This is a genomic window from Pseudomonas sp. ML2-2023-6 (assembly GCF_037055265.1).
In the GTDB taxonomy this organism is placed as follows: Bacteria; Pseudomonadota; Gammaproteobacteria; order Pseudomonadales; family Pseudomonadaceae; genus Aquipseudomonas; species Aquipseudomonas kulmbachensis.
This window is the reverse complement of record NZ_CP146347.1, coordinates 5,308,299-5,326,865: the sequence shown is the minus strand read 5'-3', so window position 1 is coordinate 5,326,865 and position 18,567 is coordinate 5,308,299. Positions and strand designations below refer to the sequence as shown.

Sequence of the window (18,567 nt, the reverse complement as noted above, 5' to 3'; positions counted from 1 at the left end):
ATTAGAAGAACGCACACCTATACTCCAAAAACAGTCCTGCGACCAATTGGACGCCCGTACTCACAAAAATAATTCCGGAGACTTCCATGAGCGTTTCTAACACCCCGTATCAAAACGCCCGCTTGCTGATCGACGGCGAATGGGTCGAGTCGCAGACCACTGAGTGGCACGACATCGTTAACCCGGCCACTCAGCAAGTGCTGGCCAAAGTCCCGTTTGCCACCGCTGATGAAGTCAACGCCGCCATTGCCGCTGCCCAGCGCGCCTTCCAGACCTGGAAGCTGACGCCGATTGGCGCACGCATGCGCATCATGCTCAAGCTGCAAGCCCTGATCCGTGAGCACTCCAAACGTATTGCCACCGTCCTCAGTGCTGAACAAGGCAAAACCATTGCCGACGCCGAGGGCGATATTTTCCGTGGCCTGGAAGTGGTCGAACACGCGTGCTCCATTGGCACCTTGCAGATGGGTGAATTCGCAGAAAACGTCGCAGGCGGAGTAGACACCTACACCTTGCGCCAACCAATCGGCGTCTGTGCAGGGATCACGCCTTTCAACTTCCCAGCCATGATTCCGCTGTGGATGTTCCCGATGGCCATCGCTTGCGGTAACACCTTCGTCCTTAAACCTTCCGAGCAAGACCCGCTGTCGACCCTGATGCTGGTCGAACTGGCAATCGAAGCCGGGGTTCCACCAGGCGTGCTCAACGTTGTCCACGGCGGCAAGGACGTAGTGGATGCTCTGTGCACCCACGCAGATATCAAAGCTGTTTCGTTTGTCGGCTCAACCGCCGTCGGCACCCATGTCTATGACCTGGCGGGCCGTCACGGCAAGCGCGTGCAATCGATGATGGGCGCGAAAAACCACGCAGTGGTGCTGCCCGACGCCAACCGTCAGCAAACCCTCAATGCACTGGTAGGCGCAGGTTTTGGTGCTGCCGGTCAGCGTTGCATGGCCACCTCGGTAGTGGTGCTGGTGGGCGCTGCCAAACAATGGCTGCCAGACCTCAAGGCGCTGGCGCAAAAACTTAAGGTCAACGCCGGCAGCGAAGCGGGTACAGACGTAGGCCCGGTTATCTCCAAACGTGCGAAAGAACGTGTGCTGGGGCTGATCGAAAGCGGTATCAAAGAAGGCGCAGTGCTTGAACTTGATGGCCGTAACATCAAGGTCCCGGGTTTCGAACAGGGTAACTTTATCGGTCCGACCCTGTTTTCAGGCGTCACCACCGACATGCAAATCTATACCCAGGAAATCTTCGGCCCGGTGTTGGTGGTGATTGAAGTCGACACCCTCGACCAGGCCATCGCGCTGGTCAACGCCAACCCGTTCGGTAACGGCACCGGCCTGTTTACCCAGAGTGGCGCAGCGGCCCGCAAGTTTCAGAGCGAAATCGATGTCGGCCAGGTTGGTATCAATATTCCGATTCCAGTGCCGGTGCCGTTCTTCAGTTTCACCGGTTCCCGTGGCTCCAAGCTCGGCGATCTGGGCCCGTACGGCAAGCAGGTGGTGCAGTTCTATACTCAAACCAAGACCGTCACCAGCCGTTGGTTTGACGATGAAAGCGTGAATGATGGCGTCAATACCACCATCAATCTTCGTTGAGGGCACACACCATGAACATCGCATTTATTGGTTTGGGCAACATGGGCGCACCGATGGCGCGCAACCTGCTCAAGGCCGGGCATTCGTTGAACCTGTTTGACCTGAACAAAGACATCCTGGCCGAGCTGGAAGCCCTTGGCGGCCATATCAGCGCGTCGCCGCGCGATGCGGCCAAAGGCACCGAGCTGGTGATCACCATGCTCCCGGCAGCGGCCCATGTGCGTAGCGTGTGGCTGGGTGAAGACGGTGTGTTGGCCGGTATCGGTGCCGGTGTGCCGGCCGTGGATTGCAGCACCATCGACCCGCAAACCGCCCGTGAAGTGGCCGCCGCTGCGGCCAAGCAAGGCGTGCAAATGGCCGATGCCCCGGTATCCGGCGGTACAGGCGGTGCGCAAGCGGGCACCCTGACCTTTATGGTGGGTGCTTCCCAGGGCCTGTTCGACACCTTGCACCCGGTGCTCTCGCAAATGGGCCGCAACATAGTCCATTGCGGGGATGTGGGCACCGGCCAAGTGGCTAAAATCTGCAACAACCTGCTGCTCGGGATCTCCATGGTGGGCGTCAGCGAAGCCATGGCCCTGGGCGCAGCGCTGGGCATCGACAGCGAAGTACTGGCCGGAGTTATCAACAGCTCCACCGGGCGCTGCTGGAGTTCGGAGGTGTACAACCCGTGGCCGGGCATCGTTGAAACGGCCCCTGCATCACGCGGCTATACCGGCGGCTTTGGCGCCGAGTTGATGCTCAAGGATCTGGGGCTGGCCACCGAAGCTGCACGCCAGGCCCATCAACCTGTGGTGATGGGCGCCGTGGCGCAACAGTTGTATCAGGCCATGAGTCTGCGCGGCGAAGGCGGCAAAGACTTCTCGGCCATCATCAATAGCTATCGCAAACCCCAATAGGGGGTTTTCCCGGGAGTCCGCGTCGGGCGGATTCCCGGGTTTTTTTCGGGCTTTAGATCAGGCAAAAACGAAATACTTGCGCACGGTTTCCACCACTTCCCACGTGCCTTTCATACCCGGTTCCACCACAAAAATATCCCCGGCCCGCAGATGGATTGGCTCCTTGCCCTCAGGGGTGATGATGCAATAGCCTTCGCGGAAATCGCAGTATTCCCACTTCACGTACTCCACGTACCACTTGCCTGGTGTGCAAATCCACGTGCCCATGATCTTGCTGCCGTCTTCGCTGGTGTAAGCGTTGAGGTTGACGGTGTGCGGGTCGCCTTCGAGTTTTTCCCATTTGCAGGCATCGAGCACGGGCAGGGGATGGGTGTCGCGAAGCACAGTAATTGGCGCAGACATAAGACCTCCGGTGATGGGTTAACAACCACCACCCTAACCGCAGCAGTGCTCTGACAGATGCCTGATCCCGACCCCCAGATACGCAAAAGCCCCGGCACTGAATGCAGTGACGGGGCTTTTTGTACCGGTTGAACGCTTAGCGTGAGTTGGCCAGCGCCTTGCCAGTGCGCAGGCGCACCAAATAGAACCCGTAGATGATCAGCAGCCACACTGGAATCGCATATACCGAGGCGCGAACATCGGGGATCATCCAGATCACCGACACGATCACCGCCATAAACACCAGGCACAGGATATTGCTGAACGGGAACCAGAACGCCTTGAACGAAGGCGTCACGCCTTGCACCGCCATGGCCTTGCGGAACTTGATATGGGTGAGGCTGATCAGCGCCCAATTGATCATCAACGAGGCAACCACCAGCGCAAACAGCAACTCCAGCGCCTTGTGCGGGGCCACATAGTTGACCACCACACACAGCAACGTCACCAGCGCCGACACGCCCAGTGCCCGCAGTGGCACGCCATTGTTGGTCAGCTTCATCAGCGCCTTGGGCGCATCACCCTGTTCGGCCAGGCCGAAGAGCATGCGGCTGTTGCAGTACACGCCGCTGTTGTAGACCGACAGCGCGGCAGTCAGTACCACGAAGTTGAGAATTTGTGCCGCCGTGTTGCTACCGATCAGGGCGAAAATCTGCACAAACGGGCTGCTGCCGTAGGCATCGCCACCGGCGCCCAATGTGACCAGCAACTGATCCCACGGGTACAGCGCCAACAGCACCGTCAGTGCGCCCACATAGAAAATCAGAATTCGGTACACCACCTGGTTGATGGCCTTGGGGATTACCTTTTTCGGCTCGCTGGCTTCAGCCGCGGTGATGCCCACCAACTCCAGGCCGCCGAAAGAAAACATGATAAAGGCCATGGCCATCAGCAGGCCGGTGCCGCCATTGGGGAAGAACCCGCCGTGGCTCCACAGGTTGCTGATCGACGCTTGCGGGCCGCCGGTGCCGCTGAACAGCAGGTAGCACCCGAGCACGATCATGCCGACAATCGCCACCACCTTGATGATCGCGAACCAGAACTCCATTTCGCCGAACACCTTCACGTTCAGCGTGTTGATCAGGTTGACCAGTACAAAAAACACCACGGCGCTGACCCAGGTCGGCACCTCGGGCCACCAGAACTGGATGTACTTGCCCACCGCCGTCAGCTCGGCCATGCCCACCAGTACGTACAGAACCCAATAGTTCCAGCCCGACAGAAACCCCGCATAACCGCCCCAGTACTTATGGGCAAAGTGGCTGAAAGAACCGGCCACCGGTTCCTCGACAATCATCTCGCCCAACTGGCGCATGATCAGAAACGCGATAAAACCGGCAATCGCATAGCCCAGAATCATCGATGGCCCGGCCGACTTGAGTACGCCCGCCGAACCCAAAAACAGGCCCGTACCGATAGCGCCGCCCAGGGCAATCAGCTGGATATGGCGGTTTTTCAAACCGCGTTTGAGTGTGACCGGGGGGGAGTTAGCGTCAGCCATCGGGTGCCCTGTGGGTTGTTATTCTCAAGATCTGATCAAAATACCCGCGGCCAAAGACGCCCCGGGTGTCGCAAGCCCCGGATATTACTCTTGGTAAAAATGCAGGCATACAGCTGAACGCAAAACCGCGACACTTCCTACGGCATTAACTGACTGATAGCGCCTCAAGCAATGCAGCGGCATAGGCGGGCAACTGCTCAAACGAGCGGGCGCACAGCAGCAGTTTGCGATCTGCCCACGGCTCGCTCAGGTTCACCACCTTAAAGGTGCGCGGTGCCTGCCAGCGCGTGATTGTCGCTTGTGGCACGATGCCCAGCCCGGCGCCACGGGCGACCATGCGCAGCACCCCGTCAAAACCTTCGGCACGAATTCGCACGTGCATGCGCAAGCCGCTGTGCAACGCCTGCTCTTCCAGGTACACCGCCAGCGCGCTATTCGCTGACAGCCCGACATAGTCATGGCTCAGGGTGGCGCTGAAGCTGAGCACCGGGTAATCGGCCAGCGGGTGATCGAGCGGTATCACCAGTACCAGCGGATCATCGCGAAAGGGGCGGGTTTGCAGGTCGCGGGTGTCTACCGCGTTGGAAATCACCCCGATATCGGCTGCATCCTGACGCAGTGCATGGGTGATGCGCAGGCTGGTGAGCTCTTGTTGATCGACGCTGATATTGGGGTGCTGGCGCACAAAGTCGGCGAGCAACTCGGGCAGATATTCGGTGTGGGCGGTGGTGTTGCACAGCAGGCGGATCCGGCCTTTAAAGCCCAAGGCATATTCACCCAGATCGTGGTTCATGCGCTCCACCTGCTGCAACAACAACCGTGCATGTTGCGCCAGCGCTTGCCCGGCCGGGGTGGGGCTGATACCACGGCGACTGCGTTGCAAAAAGTCCACGCCCAGGGATGACTCCATGGCTCTGATCCGCGCACTGGCAGCGGCCAGCGACAAATGACTAAGGCTGGCGCCCGCCGTGATATTGCCCGCCTGCAGTACATTCAAGTACAAGCGAAGATCAACCAGATCGAAGTGCATGTAAGCGTCCAGCAGTTAAATGAAGAATCTATGTGGGGTAAATACCTGTAGCAGCTGCCAAAGGAACGAGGCTGCGTTCGGCGGCGCAGCCGTCGTGAAATCAGAGATTGCGGTGTGTCAGTTTGAATCTGCACTCAGATTTTACGACGACTACGTCGCCGAACGCAGCCTCGTTCCTCCGGCAGCTGCTACGCAATATAGAGTCTCCCACAGAGAATTTATAATTTGCCTATTGCTGTGCAAGAGGCTGTCTCAGTGTATGCCGCATTTTCAGGCACCTGCCGATGCCCCAGCATACGCCCATGAAAACACTGATCGAGTTTTACCAACATCTGGGCTGGGCCTTGTCATTGCTGGTGATGATGAGCTTTTTGCTGGCGGGCACGGTCAAGGGCGTGATTGGCCTTGGCTTGCCGACTGTCGCTATGGGCATGCTCGGGCTGGCTATTGCTCCGGCGCAGGCTGCGGCACTGTTGATTATCCCCTCCATCGTCACCAACGCCTGGCAGCTGGCTGCCGGTGGGCAGTTGCGGGCGTTGATAAAACGCCTGTGGCCCATGCAACTGGGGATCTTTATCGGCACCGGGTTCGGCGTGCTCTGGCTAAACATTGACGGCGGCAGTTGGGTGGGGCGGGCGTTAGGTGCGGCCCTGCTGCTGTATGCCCTGAGCGGCTTGTTCCTGCCCACCCTGCATGTCGCCCCACAGCGCGAGCGCTGGTTAGGCCCGGTGTGCGGGTTGGTCACCGGGCTTATCACCTCGGCCACCGGGGTGTTTGTAATTCCCGCCGTGCCGTACCTGCAAGCGTTGGGGTTGAGTAAAAACCAATTGGTGCAGGCCTTGGGATTGTCCTTCAGCGTCTCCACATTGGCCCTTGCCGCCGGGCTCTACTGGCGCGGCAACCTGGGCGGCGGTGAGCTGAATGCCTCATTGCTGGCGCTGGTGCCCGCCATGCTCGGCATGTGGCTGGGGCAATGGCTGCGCCAGCGCATCAGCGCCCTGTTGTTCAAACGGGTATTTTTTATCGGTATGGCGCTGCTCGGCAGCCACCTATTGATCAACAATTAACGGCTATTCGTGCTGTGACGGCAAAGGTGATTTGACTCACTGCGGGTTTTTCTCACACAAGGGGGTCGATATTCTCTCGGCATATTCTTTACCCCCATGCCGCTCAGCAGCGCTGAGGGTTTAACCCCCTGGAGGCTGATGATGAAAAAAATACTCTTGCTTAACGGCGCCAAAAAATTTGCTCACTCCGATGGTCGTTACAACCTGACCCTGCACGAGACCGCACTGGCGTTTTTTGATCGTCAGGGTTTTGAAGTCAAAGTTACCCATATCGACGAAGGCTACGATATCGCCGAAGAAGTCGAAAAATACCTGTGGGCAGATGTGGTCATTTACCAAATGCCGGGCTGGTGGATGGGCGCACCCTGGATCGTTAAAAAGTACATCGACGAAGTATTCACCGAAGGCCACGGCAAGCTCTACGCCAGTGACGGTCGCACCCGCTCCGACGCTTCGCAGCGCTACGGCAGCGGCGGTCTGATCCACGACAAGAAATACATGTTGTCGCTGACCTGGAACGCACCGCAGCAAGCATTTGACGATCCAGCAGACTTTTTCGAGGGCAAAGGCGTGGACGCGGTGTACTTCCCGTTCCACAAGGCCAATCAGTTCCTGGGCATGACCGGCTTGCCGACCTTTTTGTGTGTCGACGTGATGAAGCGTCCACAGCCTGAAGTCGACGCCGCACGTTACGAGCAGCATTTGGCTGAAGTGTTTGGCCTCAACGCCTGACCCCTGCCGACCAATACCCGTAGCAGTTGCCGAAGGAACGAGGCTACGTTCGGCGACGTAGTCGCCGTAAATCCAGAAAAAACGGTATACCTGAGACACCGGGTAGCATGGTTTTACGACTGCTGCGCAGCCGAACGCAGCCTCGTTCCTTCGGCAGCTGCTACGCAACCTATAGAATCCCCCCACAGTTCGAGACGGTATGTACTATCAACGTCTAGTCAATGAGGGGGCACGTGTGAAAGCCAGATCTGATGAGCTGCAAATTTTTGTTTCGGTGATCGAGTGCGGTTCGATTTCTGCCGCCGCCGAGCAGGCCGGGCAAACACCTTCAGCCGTCAGCCGCACGCTGTCACGGCTGGAGGCCAAGCTTGAAACCACGCTGATCAACCGCACCACGCGGCGCATGGACCTGACCGAAGAGGGCAAGTTTTTCTTCGAGCGGGCCAAGCTGATCCTTGAACAGATGGATGAACTTGAAGAGCGTCTGATCTCACACCAGCGCACGCCGTCCGGGCGTTTGCGCATCAATGCCGCCTCGCCCTTCATGCTGCACGCCATCGTGCCGTATCTCCCCGAGTTCCGGGCGCTGTACCCCGAGATTCAACTGGAACTCAACAGCAACGATCTGATCATCGATTTGCTGGAGCAAAGCACCGATATCGCGATTCGCATCGGCACACTGACCGATTCCACCTTGCATGCCCGCTCCTTGGGTTGCAGCCCGCTGAACATCCTCGCCAGCCCCGACTACATTGCCGCCCACGGCATGCCCGCCAGCGTGGCCGATTTGGCCAACCACACCCTGATCGGTTTTACTCAGAACGATGGCCTTAACCAGTGGCCGCTGTGTTATGCCCAGGGCGATCGCTGGCCCATTCAACCGGCCATCAGCGCGTCGAGCGGCGAGACCGTGCGCCATCTGGCGCTGCAAGGGCAGGGCATTGCCTGCCTGTCGCACTTTATGACTCACGAAGATATCAAGACCGGGCGCTTGCAGGCGGTGCTGGGCGAGTTCAACAGCGGTTACAGGCAGCCGATTAACGCCGTGTACTACCGCAACTCACAGCTGGCACTGCGCATTCAGTGTTTTCTGGATTTTATCCAGGCCAAACTCGCCGGGTACGCGGGCCCGCACTTCAAGGGCTAAGGTGTTTGCTCCTACAGGTATTTGTGTGGCTGGCCCACACAAATAGCAACGTCTGCACCTGCTGCGTCGCTTTCTATTGAGTGATGTTTCCTAGAGAATCCTGAGCGTCTTGTGGCGCTGCAAACCGGTCGATAGTCTCGCCGAGTCGCTGGTTTCAGTGACCGGTTTTGACAGACCGTTGAGAGTGAGCAAGACAGCGTCATAAACATTTCATCGTGTTATGGCGGCTGCGTGCGGGGCACTTTCGAGTGCACCGAGTCGTTCTGTCTTGCTTTCTCCTCGGTCTGTCAACCGCACGCAGCTGCCACCCTTTCCGAATGACAGCGGAGCATTGGCAGTTCTTTCAGCCTTAAAAGAGAAAGCAACGCCATGAAGAAAATTGTCCCCGATCCTCCGCTGTTTACCTGCGCCCATCAGGGCACTTCGCTGTTCAGCATCAACCCCGGCGTGCCTGTTCAGGACGCGCTCAAACACGCATCGTTGTTGCTCAAGGGCGCGGAATTGACCGCCGACGATATCCGCTCCCACCTCAGCGGCTTTGAAGCCGAACAGCTATGGAACGTGATTCACAGCGTGGAAATGGCCCGTGGCCTGGTGGATGCACTGATAACCGAAGCCCATACATAACTCTCCCGTAGCAGCTGCCGAAGGCACGAGGCTGCGTCCGGCGACGAAGTCGTCGTAAATCCGGTAAACGCGGTCTACCAAAAACACCGGGTTGTATGGTTTTACGACTGCTACGCAGCCGGACGCAGCCTCGTGCCTTCGGCAGCTGCTACGAGCCCAGTTTTGGCGCAGAACTGAGTCTTCCACAAGGTTGTGCGTCGTTCCGCACTTTCGCTTTTGTGGTTTGAAATCATTGCCGAATTCAGACAAGGTTCGGTCACGGTTGATAACAATAAAAGGAAGTATCGAATGCGTATTGTGTGGTTCAAAACCCTGGCCTTGACGGCTGCCATCACCGCCAGCTCTTCGGCGTATGCCGTCACTCTGGAAGGCGGCGCGGTCGCGGCACCGGATCAATATGGCGCTGAAGTAGCTGCGCAAATTCTCAAAAAAGGCGGTAACGCTGTCGACGCCGCTGTGGCGACCGCCTTCACCCTGGCTGTGACCTACCCCGAAGCCGGCAACATCGGCGGCGGCGGTTTCATGACGATGTATATCGATGGCAAACCCTATTTCCTCGACTATCGCGAAACGGCGCCCAAAGCCGCCAGCCGTGATATGTACCTCAACGAAAAAGGCGAAATCATCGAGAACCTGAGCCTGGTCGGCTCGCGCGCCGCTGGCGTGCCGGGCACGGTGATGGGCTTGTGGGAGGCGCACCAGCGCTTCGGCAAATTGCCGTGGGCCGAGCTGCTGACCCCGGCCGTGGGTTACGCGAAAAACGGCTTCAAGGTGGCTGACCAGCAATTCCAGTACCGCGAAGATGCATTGGCGCTGTTCAAGGGCACCACCAACTTCGGCGATTATTTCGGCAGCATGAAACCCGGCGAAACCTTCAAGCAGCCAGAGCTGGCCGTGACCCTGGAACGCATCGCCGACCAGGGTGCCAAGGACTTCTACCACGGTAAAACCGCCGACCTGCTGGTGGCGCAGATGCAAAAGGATAAAGGCCTGATCACCAAGGAGGACCTTAACGATTACAAGGTCAACTGGCGTGAGCCGATGCGTGTGGATTTCCGTGGCAACACGTTGTACACCGCGCCGCTGCCAAGCTCGGGCGGTATCGCGCTGGCACAGCTGATCGGTATTAAAGAGGACCGTGCGGCGGACTTCAAAGGCGTGGAACTGAACTCCGCCCCCTATATCCACCTGTTGGCTGAGATCGAAAAACGCGTGTTTGCTGACCGTGCCGATTACCTCGGCGACCCGGACTTCGGCAAGATGCCCGTGGCAGAGCTGACCGACCCTGCCTATATCGCCAAGCGCGCAAAAGAGGTCAATCCAAAAGCGATTTCCGAGACCGCCAAGGTCAAGCCGGGCCTGGAACCGCATCAGACCACACACTTCTCCATTGTCGACAAACAGGGCAACGCGGTCAGCAATACCTATACCCTGAACTGGGATTACGGCAGCGGCGTTGTGGTTAAAGGCGCGGGCTTCTTGCTGAACGACGAAATGGACGACTTCAGCTCCAAGCCGGGCGTAGCCAACGCTTTTGGTGTGGTGGGTGGCAATGCCAACGCCATCGAACCGGGCAAGCGGATGTTGTCGTCCATGAGCCCAAGCCTGGTGACCCGCGACGGTCAGGTCACGCTGGTACTGGGCACACCTGGCGGCTCGCGGATCTTCACCTCGATTTTCCAGGTACTCAATAACATCTACGACTACGACCTGCCGCTGGAAAAAGCGGTGGCGGCGCAGCGCGTGCATCACCAGTTGCTGCCTAAAGACACGATCTACTTCGACGCCTATGCGCCGCTCACCGGCAAAGTGGCTGATGAGCTCAAAGCCATGGGTTACACCTTGGAAGATCAGGGCTGGAACATGGGTGACATTCAGGCCATTCGGGTGAACGGCACCCAACTCGAAACCGCCTCCGACCCGCGTGGCCGTGGTGTAGGCAAGGTGGTGAAGTAACAACAGAAACGTGTAGCCGCTGCCGAAGGCTGCGATGGGTTGCGAAGCGCCCCCGCTTTTCCAGCAGCGAAGCCCTTGGCGGCCTTATCGCAGCCTGCGGCAGCGGCTACAGTTATCTCGCCTCTATTCAATTTGTTACCATCTGTTGCTCGTTACTCCCTCCTAGGTAAATCATGAAATTCTCACGTCTGCGCGCTGATGTCCTGGCCGGGCTCACGACGTCCTTCGCTCTGTTGCCCGAGTGCATCGCGTTCGCGCTGGTTGCCCACCTCAACCCGCTGATGGGCTTGTATGGCGCGTTTATTATTTGCACCCTCACCGCGCTGTTTGGCGGGCGGCCGGGCATGGTCTCCGGCGCGGCCGGGTCGATGGCGGTGGTGATCATCGCGTTGGTGGTGCAACACGGCGTGCAGTATTTATTGGCCACCGTTTTGCTAAGCGGGCTGATCATGCTGGCGTTCGGTCTGCTCAAACTCGGCAAGCTGGTACGCATGGTGCCGCACCCGGTGATGCTGGGTTTTGTGAACGGCCTGGCGATCGTGATTGCCATGGCGCAACTGGATCACTTCAAAGACGGCGACACCTGGCTCAGTGGCATGGCGCTATACATGATGATCGGGCTGGTGGCCACGACCATGGCCATCGTCTACCTGTTGCCGCGTCTGACCCGCGCCGCGCCGCCTGCGCTGGTGGCGATTTTGGGCGTAGGCCTGGCGGTTCATTTTATGGGTTTGCCGACCCGAACCTTGGGCGATATGGCGCATATCGCCGGTGGTTTACCGAGCTTTAGCCTGCCGCAGATTCCCTGGACCCTGGAAACCCTGAGCATCATCGCGCCTTATGCCATCGTGATGGCGGTGGTCGGGCTGCTGGAAACCTTGCTGACCCTCAACCTGACTGACGAAATCACCGAGAGCCGTGGCTACCCGGACCGTGAGTGCGTAGCACTGGGCGCAGCCAATATGGTTTCGGGGGCGTTAGGTGGGATGGGCGGTTGCGCGATGATCGGGCAAACCGTGGTCAACCTCAGCTCCGGTGGGCGTGGTCGGTTGTCCGGGGTGACCGCCGGGGTAATGATTTTGCTGTTTGTGTTGTTTCTGTCGCCGTTTATCGAGCGCATCCCGCTGGCGGCGCTGGTGGGGGTGATGTTCGTGGTATCGCAGCAGACCTTTGCCTGGGCCTCTTTGCGGGTACTGAACAAAGTACCGCTTAACGATGTGCTGGTGATCATCGCTGTGACGGTGATTACCGTGTTCACCGACCTGGCGGTGGCGGTGATGTGCGGGGTCATTATTGCTGCGCTCAACTTCGCCTGGCAGCAGGCCCGCCAGCTATACGCCGACGCTGATCTGCAGAGCGATGGCAGCAAGCTGTACCGGGTCCATGGCACGCTGTTTTTTGCCTCTACCACAGCCTTTCTCAAACAGTTCGATCCGGCCAATGACCCGGCGCAGGTAACGCTTGATTGCGCTCATTTGACCTTCGTCGATTATTCGGCGATTGCGGCACTCGATACCCTGCGCGAGCGCTATCGCAAGGCGGGCAAGCATTTGCGAGTGCTGCACCTGTCCGAGCGCAGCAAAAAACTGCTTAAACGCGCCCGTGTGCATCACGAGTGAAAATACGTCCCCCGGATTTTCATTTTTGACTGTCGCTCATACCTGAACACGACACGACGTATCGGTCCACGAAAGTAATTTTCATAAAGATTGATAACGTTCCCCGGTAATGCTTTCTGAGTTTCACAAGAACTCAAAAAATATTGCCGGGGGAACCTCTTATGACGCCATCTTCGGGCTACGGGCTGCTGCTCTACGCGGCCATTGCCATCATTGCGCTGATCGTTCTGATTGCGCGCTACAAGATCAATCCGTTTATCGTCATCACCCTGGTTTCCATCGGGCTGGGCCTGATGGCGGGCATGCCTGCAGGCAGTGTGATGGGGGCTTATGAGGGCGGTGTCGGTAAAACCCTGGGGCACATTGCACTGGTGGTGGCGCTGGGCACCATGCTCGGCAAGATGATGGCCGAGTCGGGGGGGGCCGAGCAGGTGGCGCGCACCTTGATTGACCGTTTTGGTGAGCGCAACGCGCACTGGGCCATGGTCTGCATCGCGTTCCTGGTGGGCTTGCCGCTGTTTTTTGAGGTCGGCTTTGTGCTGCTGGTGCCGATTGCCTTCACCGTTGCGCGCCGGGTTGGGGTGTCAGTGCTGATGGTCGGCTTGCCGATGGTGGCCGGTTTGTCGGTGGTGCACGCACTGGTGCCGCCGCACCCGGCGGCGATGCTGGCTGTGCAGGCGTATCAGGCTTCTGTTGGGCAAACCCTGATGTACGCGATTCTGATCGGCATCCCTACGGCGATCATCGCCGGGCCGCTGTTCGCCAAATTTATCGTGCCGCGCATTCAGTTGCCCGCCGACAACCCGCTGGAAAAGCAATTTATCAACCGCGAACCCCGGGCACGCTTGCCGAGTTGCAGCATCACCCTGGGCACGATCCTGCTGCCGGTGGTGCTGATGCTGATCGGCGGCTGGGCCAATCTGATTTCTACCCCGGGCAGCGGGTTCAATCAGTTTTTGCAGTTCATCGGTAACTCGGTGATGGCGCTGCTGATCGCTACGGTGGTGAGTTTCTGGACCTTGGGGCTGGCCCAGGGGTTTAACCGTGAATCGATTTTGAAATTCACCAACGACTGCCTTGCGCCCACCGCCAGCATCACCTTGCTGGTGGGGGCGGGTGGCGGGTTGAACCGCATTCTGATCGATTCGGGCGTGACCACCGAAATTGTCGGCCTGGCTCAGGAGTTTCAGTTGTCGCCGCTGTTTATGGGCTGGGTGTTTGCTGCGCTGATGCGCATTGCCACCGGCTCGGCCACTGTCGCCATGACCACCGCTTCGGGGATTGTGGCGCCAGTTGCGATTGGTCTGGGTTATCCACACCCTGAATTATTGGTGCTGGCCACGGGCGCAGGGTCGGTGATTTTTTCTCACGTGAACGACGGCGGCTTCTGGCTGGTGAAGGAATACTTCAATATGACCGTCGCCCAAACCTTCAAGACCTGGACGGTGCTGGAAACCCTGATTTCCGTGGTGGCGTTTGGTTTTGTCCTGATCCTCTCAGAGCTGATTTAAATGGACATCCTGTATCAAATTCGCGTTCGCCAGGACAGCTTCAGCGCCGCCGAAGCGCGGATTGCCCGGCTGATGCTCAGCGACATCGGCTTTGCCGCCAGTGCCAGCCTCGACGAACTGGCTCTGCGGGCCGAGGTCAGCAGCGCCACCTTGTCGCGCTTTGCCCGCAGCGTCGGTTGCCGCGACTTGCGTGACCTGCGCTTGCAATTGGCCCAGGCCAGCGGCGTGGGTAACCGCTTTCTGAATAGCGCGAGCATGCCCGAGCAATCGGCGTTTTTTCGCCAGATCGTGGGGGATATCGAGTCGACGCTGCATGAGCATCTGGCCGGTTTCAACGGTGAAAGATTTGCCGATGCGGTCCGGGTGCTCAGCGAGGCGAGGATGATTCACGCGTTCGGCATGGGCGGTTGCTCCAGTGGGTGCAGTGATGAATTGCAGGTGCGCCTCGTGCGGCTGGGCTACCCCATCGCCGCCTGCCGCGACGCCGTGATGATGCGGGTGGTGGCCGCGACCCTCGGGGCGGAACACGCCGTTATTGTGTGCTCTTTGACGGGGCAGACCCCGGAGCTGATCGAGGCGGTAAAGCTGGCCCACAACTATGGCGCCAAGGTGATTGCGATCACCCGTCCCGACTCGCCGCTGGCTGAACTGGCGGATGTGGTGCTGGCGCTGCAAGGGGTGGAAACCAGCTTTATCTACAAGCCCACGGCGGCCCGTTACGGCATGTTGCTGGCTATTGATGTGCTCGCCACCGAGCTGGCGCTGTCGATGCCCGAAGCCAACCAGGAGCGCTTGCGCCGGATCAAGCTGGCATTGGATGACTATCGTGGCGGCGACGACTGCCTGCCGTTGGGGGATTGAAATGCGCTACGACACACTGATTCGCAATGCACGGCTGATTGATGGCACTAACGCCCCGGCCTATACGGCTGATGTGGCGGTGCGCGGGGGGCGTATCGAGCGTATCGGCGACTTGAGCGGTGCACGCGCCGCCCACGAAACTGACGCCGCTGGCCGGGTGCTGGCGCCGGGCTTTATTGATGTACATACCCACGATGACACAGTGGTTATCCGCCAGCCGCAGATGTTGCCAAAACTCAGTCAGGGCGTGACCACGGTGATTGTCGGTAACTGCGGCATCAGCGCATCGCCCGTGACCCTGCGCAATGAACCGCCGGATCCGATGAACCTGTTGGGGGCCAAGGCTGCGTTTGTATACCCGCGTTTCAGTGACTATCGTGCCGCGGTCGAGGCGGCCAGCCCTGCAGTGAATGTTGCCGCGCTGATCGGTCATACGGCCTTGCGCAGTAACCATATGGACGATTTGCAGCGCACCGCCAGCGCCAGTGAAATCCAGGCCATGCGTCAACAACTGCGCGAAAGCCTGGAAGCGGGGGCTTTGGGGTTATCCACAGGGCTGGCCTACGCCAGTGCATTCAGTGCCGAGACCGACGAAGTGCTGCAACTGGCTGGCGAACTGACTGCGTTCGGGGCTTTGTACACCACCCATTTGCGCAGTGAGTTCGAACCCGTGCTGGAGGCGATGGACGAAGCGTTTTTGATCGGACACCAGGCTCGAGTGCCGGTAATCATTTCCCATCTCAAATGCGCCGGTGCGGGCAATTGGGGGCGCAGCCCGCAGTTGCTGGCGGCGCTGGAGCAGGCGGCGAAGACCCACCCGGTGGGCTGCGATTGCTATCCCTATGCGGCGAGTTCTTCGACCCTGGACCTCAAGCAAGTGACTGATGCGTTTCGCATCACCATCACCTGGTCGACGCCGCACCCTGAGATGGGTGGGCGTGATTTACAGGACATTGCCGGGCTTTGGGGCTTGTCGTTACTGGACACGGCGCAGCGTTTGCAACCTGCAGGCGCGGTGTATTACGGGATGGATGAAAGCGATGTGCGCAGGATCCTCGCGCATCCGTTATCGATGATCGGCTCGGACGGGTTGCCTGAAGACCCGTTTCCGCATCCGCGTCTGTGGGGGGCGTTTCCAAGGGTATTGGGGCATTACAGCCGAGACGTGGGCCTGTTCCCTTTGCACACGGCAGTACACAAAATGACCGGGTTGTCGGCGCAGCGTTTTGGTCTGAGGGAGCGGGGCGAAATACGCGAAGGCAACTGGGCGGACCTGGTGCTGTTCGACGCCAGGACAGTGCGCGATGTGGCAGATTTCAACCAACCGCAGCAGGCAGCTGAAGGGATAGACGGGGTGTGGGTCAACGGTGTGTTGAGTTATCAACAGGGCGCAGCCAGTGGCAATCGCGCCGGAGTGTTTTTAGCTCGCTGATATTGCTGTTATGGGCGCGAGCAAGCCCGCGCCCACAGGCTCGAGTGGTTACACCTTGAAGTGGCTCACCATCTCTTGTAGCTGATTACCCAACCGCGCCAGTTCAACGCTGGACTTGGCCGTCTCGTCGCTGGCCGCTGCGGTTTGCTCGGAGACGTCGCGCACGTTGACGATGCTGCGGCTGATCTCTTCGGCCACTGCGCTTTGCTGCTCGGCGGCTGCGGCAATTTGCTGGTTCATCGACTGAATATTCGACACCGTGCGGGTGATGCCTTGCAGCGACGTGCCTGCCTGGCGTGTGAGAGTCACGCTGCTGTCGGTCAGGTTGCGGCTGTTGTGCATCACGCTGGCCACGTGCTGCGTGCCGCTTTGCAGGGCTGCAACCAGGGTCTGGATTTCTTCGGTGGATTTTTGCGTGCGCTGGGCCAGACCGCGCACTTCATCGGCAACCACGGCAAAGCCACGGCCTGCGTCACCGGCACGGGCCGCTTCAATGGCGGCGTTGAGGGCCAGCAGGTTGGTCTGTTCGGCCACAGCCTTGATCACGTCCATCACGCTGCCGATCTTGTCGCTTTCCTGTTGCAGCACGGCCATGGCTTCAGTCGAACGGCCGACTTCTACCGCCAGACGCTCGATCTGATCAATCGCCTGGTTGACCACGGTGTCGCCTTCGCGGGCTTCATTGTCTGCCGCGGCCGCCGCTTGCGAGGCCTGTTCGGCGTTACGTGCGACTTCCTGCACGGTGGCGGTCATTTCATGCATCGCAGTGGCTACTTGATCGGTCTCGATCTTCTGGCTGTTGACCCCGGCGCTGGTTTGCTCGGTGACGGCCGACAGCTCTTCGGCAGCACTGGCGATCTGGCTCACACCGTCGCGAATACCGCTGATCAACTCACGCAGGGTTGTGCCCATGCGCGCAATACCTTGTTGCAGCACGCCCAGTTCATCGCGACGGGTCACCCGCAGGTTCTGCGAGAGGTCGCCGCTGGCAATGCGATCAACCACGGCCAGGGTTTCACGCAGAGGTACGGTGATCTGGCGAGTGATGATGACGGCAGCAGTGATGCCAAACAGCAACACCAGCAAGGTGGTGATCAGTTGCATGCTGTTGGCCGTGGCGCTTTCGATATCGCGGCGTTCCAGCTGGAGCTTGTACAACTCATCGCTGTGGCCAAGGATACTGGTGCCGTACTCGGTCATGTCCTTGCGCATGGCGATGATGGTGTTGTCGGTGCTGGCGTACAGCTGCAGCGCTTGTTTGTACTGCGCCATGGTCTGGGTCAGGGTGCGCAGGGTGTCGCCGGCATTCGCGCCGAAATGCGCGGTCAAGCGTTCAAGACTGGCGACGGCGCTGTCCAGTTGCTGGCGTGCAGCCTTCTCGGTGGTGGGGTTGGGTGCGGCAATATAAGCGCGCACCTGATAACGCGAGAGCAGGAACTGCTCGCGTACCTCGGATACCGTCTGGAACATGTCGAAACGGCTTTCATCACCCACAGGCAGTTGCAGGGCACGGGCAATCAGGGTCGCGATGGCGTCCTGTGCCAGTGTGGCGTTGCGGTCCATGCTGGCTCGCGACGCGGCAGACTCAATATACGCCTTGCGCATGTTCGCCAGTGCACGCTCGTAACGGCCGATGACCTCTTGCTGCTCCTTGAGCAACTTGAGGTTTTCAGGGCTTTGAAAAGTGCTGATCAGCTCATTTTGCTGGGTCTTAAACGCATCAATGCTGGTTTGTACATTCTGTGCGGCAGTTTCGTCGCCGTCCGTCAGCATGTACTGCAAGCGCGTGACCCGCAGGTTGGTAAACGCGGTATTGAGGCGCGTGATGTCGCTCATCCAGTTACTGCGATCAATCATCTTGTCCAGACTGATCCAGTTGCAGACGGCCATCACGCAGGTTAGGGCCAGTACCAGGCCAAAGCCCAGGGACAGTTTCAGGTTGACGCTGATGTTGCTCAGCCATCTGTTCATTGAGTTCTCCAGGAACGCTGCACGCATGATCTAAGTTCGCTGGAGGGTTTTATTTTTTTGGCCCAGCCGAGTGTTGTATTCGGCTATATCGGCGGCATTTGTCAGAGCTGAAACGTTTTCTTGTGTGCGTCGTTCATTAACGGCTCACGTTTTTTTTCACATTTGTTTCACC

15 protein-coding genes and 1 pseudogene are annotated in these 18,567 nt (G+C 58.9%); 11 read left to right on the top strand and 5 right to left on the bottom strand.

Annotated elements, in window-relative coordinates; translation table 11 throughout:
• The first annotated feature begins 86 nt into the window (after window positions 1-86).
• Both V6L79_RS24670 and mmsB read left to right on the top strand, forming a co-directional pair.
• Window positions 87-1,601, top strand: a complete 1,515-nt coding sequence (locus tag V6L79_RS24670) for a CoA-acylating methylmalonate-semialdehyde dehydrogenase (protein WP_261739838.1) — start codon at window positions 87-89, stop codon at window positions 1,599-1,601.
• A gap of 11 nt (window positions 1,602-1,612) precedes the next feature.
• Window positions 1,613-2,500 (top strand): 3-hydroxyisobutyrate dehydrogenase, encoded by an 888-nt coding sequence (mmsB, locus tag V6L79_RS24665; RefSeq protein ID WP_261739837.1) that lies wholly within the window; start codon window positions 1,613-1,615, stop codon window positions 2,498-2,500.
• 57 nt (window positions 2,501-2,557) lie between these two features.
• On the opposite strand, the gene V6L79_RS24660 is transcribed toward mmsB, so the two are convergent.
• From V6L79_RS24660 to V6L79_RS24650, 3 genes are all read right to left on the bottom strand, one after another.
• A complete protein-coding gene (locus V6L79_RS24660; protein WP_016783536.1) occupies window positions 2,558-2,902 on the bottom strand; it encodes a cupin domain-containing protein in 345 nt (114 codons plus the stop codon).
• A gap of 136 nt (window positions 2,903-3,038) precedes the next feature.
• The gene (locus V6L79_RS24655; RefSeq protein ID WP_261739836.1) at window positions 3,039-4,442 is read right to left on the bottom strand and encodes an amino acid permease; all 1,404 of its coding nucleotides are present in this window, start codon (window positions 4,440-4,442) and stop codon (window positions 3,039-3,041) included.
• 145 nt (window positions 4,443-4,587) lie between these two features.
• Entirely contained in the window at window positions 4,588-5,472 is an 885-nt protein-coding gene (locus tag V6L79_RS24650; protein ID WP_321834677.1) for a LysR substrate-binding domain-containing protein, read from the bottom strand.
• A 302-nt stretch (window positions 5,473-5,774) separates the two neighbouring features.
• On the opposite strand from V6L79_RS24650, the gene V6L79_RS24645 reads away from it, so the two are divergent.
• From V6L79_RS24645 to V6L79_RS24605, 9 genes are all read left to right on the top strand, one after another.
• Complete coding sequence (locus tag V6L79_RS24645) at window positions 5,775-6,539, top strand: sulfite exporter TauE/SafE family protein (RefSeq protein WP_338579640.1); 765 nt, start codon at window positions 5,775-5,777, stop codon at window positions 6,537-6,539.
• A gap of 141 nt (window positions 6,540-6,680) precedes the next feature.
• On the top strand, window positions 6,681-7,271 hold the full coding sequence (locus V6L79_RS24640) for an NAD(P)H-dependent oxidoreductase (RefSeq protein WP_261739833.1): 591 nt from the start codon (window positions 6,681-6,683) through the stop codon (window positions 7,269-7,271).
• A gap of 235 nt (window positions 7,272-7,506) precedes the next feature.
• A complete protein-coding gene (locus tag V6L79_RS24635; RefSeq protein ID WP_338579639.1) occupies window positions 7,507-8,418 on the top strand; it encodes a LysR family transcriptional regulator in 912 nt (303 codons plus the stop codon).
• Between the two features lie 369 nt (window positions 8,419-8,787).
• Window positions 8,788-9,045 (top strand): DUF3077 domain-containing protein, encoded by a 258-nt coding sequence (locus V6L79_RS24630; RefSeq protein ID WP_321834672.1) that lies wholly within the window; start codon window positions 8,788-8,790, stop codon window positions 9,043-9,045.
• Between the two features lie 288 nt (window positions 9,046-9,333).
• Window positions 9,334-11,001, top strand: coding sequence for a gamma-glutamyltransferase (ggt, locus tag V6L79_RS24625; RefSeq protein WP_338579638.1), 1,668 nt, complete (start codon window positions 9,334-9,336; stop codon window positions 10,999-11,001).
• A gap of 173 nt (window positions 11,002-11,174) precedes the next feature.
• A complete protein-coding gene (locus V6L79_RS24620; RefSeq protein WP_338579637.1) occupies window positions 11,175-12,620 on the top strand; it encodes a SulP family inorganic anion transporter in 1,446 nt (481 codons plus the stop codon).
• 161 nt (window positions 12,621-12,781) lie between these two features.
• Window positions 12,782-14,131, top strand: coding sequence for a GntP family permease (locus tag V6L79_RS24615; protein WP_261739828.1), 1,350 nt, complete (start codon window positions 12,782-12,784; stop codon window positions 14,129-14,131).
• Window positions 14,132-14,992: a MurR/RpiR family transcriptional regulator gene (locus V6L79_RS24610; protein ID WP_338579636.1), complete on the top strand. Its 861-nt coding sequence runs from the start codon at window positions 14,132-14,134 to the stop codon at window positions 14,990-14,992.
• 1 nt (window position 14,993) lies between these two features.
• Window positions 14,994-16,424 (top strand): D-aminoacylase, encoded by a 1,431-nt coding sequence (locus V6L79_RS24605; protein ID WP_338580348.1) that lies wholly within the window; start codon window positions 14,994-14,996, stop codon window positions 16,422-16,424.
• A gap of 48 nt (window positions 16,425-16,472) precedes the next feature.
• Here V6L79_RS24605 and V6L79_RS24830 read toward each other — a convergent pair whose 3' ends face one another.
• Both V6L79_RS24830 and V6L79_RS24825 read right to left on the bottom strand, forming a co-directional pair.
• Window positions 16,473-17,177, bottom strand: coding sequence for a methyl-accepting chemotaxis protein (locus V6L79_RS24830; protein WP_395247893.1), 705 nt, complete (start codon window positions 17,175-17,177; stop codon window positions 16,473-16,475).
• 198 nt (window positions 17,178-17,375) lie between these two features.
• Window positions 17,376-18,260: pseudogene (locus V6L79_RS24825) on the bottom strand (methyl-accepting chemotaxis protein); the annotation flags it as partial.
• Window positions 18,261-18,567: the final 307 nt, after the last annotated feature.